This window comes from Pseudomonadota bacterium, assembly GCA_010028905.1.
Classification (GTDB): Bacteria; Vulcanimicrobiota; Xenobia; order RGZZ01; family RGZZ01; genus RGZZ01.
Map to the genome: position 1 here is coordinate 1 of RGZZ01000389.1, position 4,782 is coordinate 4,782.

Below are 4,782 nucleotides of genomic sequence, written 5' to 3' on the forward strand. Positions count from 1 at the left end.
GACGACAAGAAGACCGACGCGGCCAACAATCCTGATGACGCGAAGCTGGCTGAAGAGAAGAAGCGTCAGGAGGACGAGAAGAAGCTCAAGGAGCTCGAGCGCCAGATCAAGGAGACCCAAGATCAGCTCGAGGAGGCCCAGAAGAAGGGTGACCAGGGCGAGGTCGACCGCCTCAAGGCCAGACTGGGAGACCTGACGACGCAGCGCGACGATCTGGTCAAGCAGCTGCAGGGCAACGGCCAGGGCAACGACGGTCAGGGCCCGGCGCCCGCGGGCGCTGCGGCTCCTGCGGGAGGAGGCGCACCCGCCGGTGGCGGTGGCGCCCCTGCCGGTGGCGGTGGTGCCCCCATGGGCGGTGGTGCGCCGGCCGGTGGCGGTGCACCCATGGGCGGTGGCGGCGGCGCGCCTGCGGGCGGTGGCGGAGGCGGCACGCAGATCGCCCCTCCCAACGGCGCCAACCCGAGCCCTCCTCCGAACCTGAAGGGCGATGACCTGAAGACGGCCCAGTTCATCGACAAGTACCTGCAGCAGAAGGGCTCGCCGGCCGCGGGTCAGAACGCGGGTGCGCTCATGGTCAAGTACGGCAAGGAGAACAACGTCGATCCGCTCGTCCTCCTGGCCATCGCGGGCCAGGAGACCCAGTTCGGCAAGACCGGCATCGGTGTCAACGGCATGCTCGGCGTGGGCGCCTACGACAGCGATCCGAACAACGCCACCCGCAACCCGACCTTCTCGGGTGTCGAGAACCAGATACGGGTCGGCGCCGAAACCTTTGCAAAGCTTCGTGCAAAAGGCGGGTCGACGGCCGACCAGTCCATCGCGCAGCAGACCGCGGCGGTGAACGCCGCTGGCTGGGCCACCGACGGCAACTGGCACAACGGCGTGACGTCGATGTACGCCCAGATCTCGAGGGCCGCGGAAGCCGAAGGCTGAGCCGGAGGGGTTCGCTCCCCTTCGTCGCAGCTGACGAAGCGCCCCCGTGATGTGATCACGGGGGCGTTTCGCTTCACACGGCCGTGGCAAGCCGACGCGCGCCTCGCCGCCTGCGCCGCGCAGGCAGGAGAACGAAGGCGCCCGTCCAAAGCAGGCAGACCTTTCGGCACGCGCCGGAACGACCGCACTGGGAGGCCCCTTGCAGGATCTCGTCATTGGAAACGCCACCCTCGTCACCCTGGGCGAACGCAACCGCTTGATGCCCAATGCTGCCATCGCCGTCTCTGGCGGGCAGATCGTGGAGATGAACGACATCTCGGCATTTGTCGGGCGCTACCCCTCGGCGCGCTTCATCGATGCCCGCGGCGGGCTCATCATGCCGGGCTTCATCAACGCCCACACCCACTTCTACGGCGCCTTCGCGCGCGGCATGGCGCTGTCGGGGCCCGCGCCAGCCGACTTCCAGCAGATCCTCGAATCGGTGTGGTGGCGACTCGACAAGGCGCTGCTCGCCGAAGACGTGCGATACAGCGCGCTGCTTGGACTTGCCGACATGATCCGCAAGGGCACCACCACCTTTCTCGACCACCACGCCAGCCCCAACCACGTGCCCGGCTCCCTCGACCTCATCGCCGACGCCGTGCTCCGATCAGGCCTTCGCGGCTGCCTCTGCTACGAAGTATCTGACCGAGATGGCAAGGAGACCGCTCGCAAGGGCATCGCCGAGAACGAGCGCTTCATCAAGCGCTGCCTCTCGCAGGCCGAGGCCCACGAAGGGCGGTTGGCCGCCGCGTTCGGGCTGCACGCGTCGTTCACCGTCGACGACGATACCCTGGCCGAGGCTGCCCGCGTCTGCAAAGAGACCGGCGCGCCGATCCACATCCACATCAGTGAAGGCACCGTCGATGCCGAGGCCAGCGTGAAGAAGTACGGCAAGCGGCCGCTTGCGCGTCTGGCCGCAGCCGGTCTGCTCGAACGCCCGGCCCTGCTGGCGCACGGCGTGCACCTCGACGACGCCGAGATCAAGCAGGTGGCCCAGAGCCGTTCGTGGCTGCTGCACAACCCCCAGTCGAACATGAACAACGCCGTGGGCACGGCGCGGCTGCCCGCGCTGCTCGACGCGGGAGTTCGCGTGGCGCTCGGCACCGACGGCATGTCAGGCGATCTGCGCCCCGAGATGCGCGCCCTGCCGCTGGCACAGAAGGCGGCCAGCGGCGACCCCCGCACCCTTGGCTTCGCCCCCATCTACGACATGGCGTTCCGCACCAACGCGGCGCTGGCCGAGCACTTCTTCGGCCAGCCCATCGGCGCGCTGCAGGTCGGTGCCGCCGCCGACCTCATCATCGTCGACTACCTCCCCCCCACCCCTTTCACCGAAGACAACTTCCTCGGTCACCTGATCTTCGGCATCATCAACGCAGACGTGCGAACCACCATTGTGGGCGGTCGCGTCCTCATGGAAGACGGCCGCCTGCTCACCCTTGACGAGAAAGAGATCGCGGCGCGAGCAAGAGAGCTGGCGCCGAAGGTCTGGCAGAGATTGGAGTAGCCCCATGACACACCTCGACGGCATGCGCATCCTCTGGGATCAAGATCCGGACGTGGCCCAGGCCATCTACGACGAGACCCGACGACAGGGCTCGACCCTCGAGATGATCGCGTCAGAGAACTTCGTGAGCGAGGCCGTTCTCGCAGCGCAGGGCTCAGTGCTCACCAACAAGTACGCCGAGGGCTACCCGGGAAAGCGCTACTACGGCGGCTGCGAGTTCGTCGATGTGGTCGAGAACCTGGCCATCAGCCGGGCCAAGACGCTGTTCGGCGCCGAAGAGGCGAACGTGCAGCCCCACTCCGGGTCGCAGGCAAACCTCGCCATGTTCTTCAGCGTGCTCGACCCGGGCGACACGTTCATGGGCATGAAGCTCAACCAGGGCGGTCACCTCACCCACGGCCACCCAGTGAACTTCAGCGGCCGCTACTTCAAGGTCGTTGAATATGGTCTCGATCAAGAGACCGAGCAGCTCGACTACGACGAGATGGAACGGCTGGCGAAAGCGCACCGCCCCAAGCTCATCATGGCCGGCGCCAGCGCCTATCCCCGCATCATCGACTTTCCGCGCATCCGCCGCATCGCCGACGAGGTGGAGGCCGTTTTCGTGGTCGACATGGCCCACATCGCCGGGCTCGTCGCGGCAGGCGTTCACCCTAGCCCCGTGCCCTACGCCGACATCGTCACCACCACCACCCACAAGACGCTGCGCGGGCCTCGCTCCGGGCTCATCCTCAGCAAGAGCGCGTGGGCGAAGCAGATCAACAAGAACGTGTTCCCCGGCACCCAGGGGGGGCCGCTCATGCACGTCATCGCGGCCAAGGCCGTGGCCTTCGGCGAGGCTCTGAAGCCCACGTTCAAGGACTACCAGCAGCAGGTCGTCGCCAATGCGCGAGCCCTGGCTGCCGCGCTCTCAGAGCGAGCCGTGCGCGTCGTGAGCGGCGGCACCGACACCCATCTCACCCTGGTTGACGTGACCTCCGTCGATCTCAGCGGAAAGCAGGCCGAGCACCTGCTCGATGAGGCAGGCATCACCGTCAACAAGAACGCCATCCCCTTCGACACGCGCTCTCCCATGGATCCGAGCGGCATTCGCATCGGTACGCCGGCCCTCACGTCTCGCGGCATGAAAGAGCCCCAGATGGAACAGATCGGTCGCTGGATCGTCGACGTGCTCCGCGCGCCCCACGACAGCGCCGTGCGCGAGCGCGTCCGCAATGAGGTGCGCCAGCTCTGTGACGGCTTCCCGCTGTACGCCGAACGCCTCATCGAGTCCGCACCTCCGTCCGCGGCCCCGGTCTGATCGTGTCCGACGTCATCGTTGTGGCGGTCGACGAAGCTTCGCTCGCGACCGCCATGGAGGAGCGTGGGCTCTCTGACGCCTACGAAGCGATGTGCGAGGTCAGCCGATGCCTCGCCCCCCTCGCGCAGGCGGGACACGGCCTCGTAGTGACCCTCGCGGGGCAGCGCGCGCTCGATGAGATCGTTGCTCGCGTCACCGTGAGCAGCGGAGGGGTCGACGAATCGCCCCTCGACGTGTGCGGCGCCCAGGCACAAGGCGCCGTCGCATACCAGCTCCAGCAGGCGCTGACCAGCGAGTTCAAGCTGCGCGGCATCGAGCGTGAGGCGGCCGCTGTGATGACCCGCGTCGAGGTCGACATCGGCGACGCCGCCTTCCTCTCTCCAGACCGCCCCGTGGGTGGCGCCTACACCGCCGAGGAAGCGCAGGGGCTCAGTGCTTCAGAAGGCTGGCGCATGACCGAGCACGCGGGCGTCTGGCGTCGTCTCGCCGCCTGCCCCCGTCCCCGCCGCATCGTCGACATCGGCGCCATCCGCGCACTGATGGGCGCTGGGTTCGTCGTGCTGGCTGGCAGCGGTGGCGGCGTTCCCGTCGTGCTCGATGAGCGCGGATGGTACATGGGGAGCGCGGCTGTCCTCGACGAGGCGCTCACCGCATCGCTTCTGGCAAGAGAGCTGGGAGCCTCAACGCTCATGCTCACCTGCGCAGACGCAGAGACCGCACAAGGGGTCGCCGCGCTCTCGCTCGACGCGCTGCGCCAGCGGCGCAAGGACCGCACCCTGGAGGGGCTCTCTCCCGCACGCGCGCAGGCCATCGAGGCCTTTCTCGCCGGCGGAGGGCGTCAGGTTGTGATCGCCGGGCTCTCTCGCCTCGAGGAAGCCCTGGGTGATGCTGGGGTGGGCAGGCGCTTCGTCGGCTGAAGCGAGCCGCCCCCCGCTCAGAAGATGCGGGGGAAGCGCCGCTTCCACTGGGGCGTCACCATCCGGTCGATGACGTCATCGAC

4 protein-coding genes are annotated in these 4,782 nt (G+C 67.8%); all 4 read left to right on the top strand.

Translation table 11 applies throughout. The features are described from left to right. Nucleotides 1–933, top strand: a 933-nt coding sequence (locus tag EB084_19670) for a hypothetical protein (protein NDD30483.1), incomplete at its 5' end; no start/stop codon positions are given. A 214-nt stretch (nt 934–1,147) separates the two neighbouring features. After that, entirely contained in the window at nt 1,148–2,482 is a 1,335-nt protein-coding gene (gene ssnA, locus EB084_19675) for a putative aminohydrolase SsnA (protein ID NDD30484.1), read from the top strand. A 22-nt stretch (nt 2,483–2,504) separates the two neighbouring features. Then, nucleotides 2,505–3,782: a serine hydroxymethyltransferase gene (locus tag EB084_19680; GenBank protein NDD30485.1), complete on the top strand. Its 1,278-nt coding sequence runs from the start codon at nt 2,505–2,507 to the stop codon at nt 3,780–3,782. 2 nt (nt 3,783–3,784) lie between these two features. Further along, nucleotides 3,785–4,699, top strand: a complete 915-nt coding sequence (locus EB084_19685; GenBank protein NDD30486.1) for a hypothetical protein — start codon at nt 3,785–3,787, stop codon at nt 4,697–4,699. Nucleotides 4,700–4,782 lie beyond the last annotated feature (83 nt).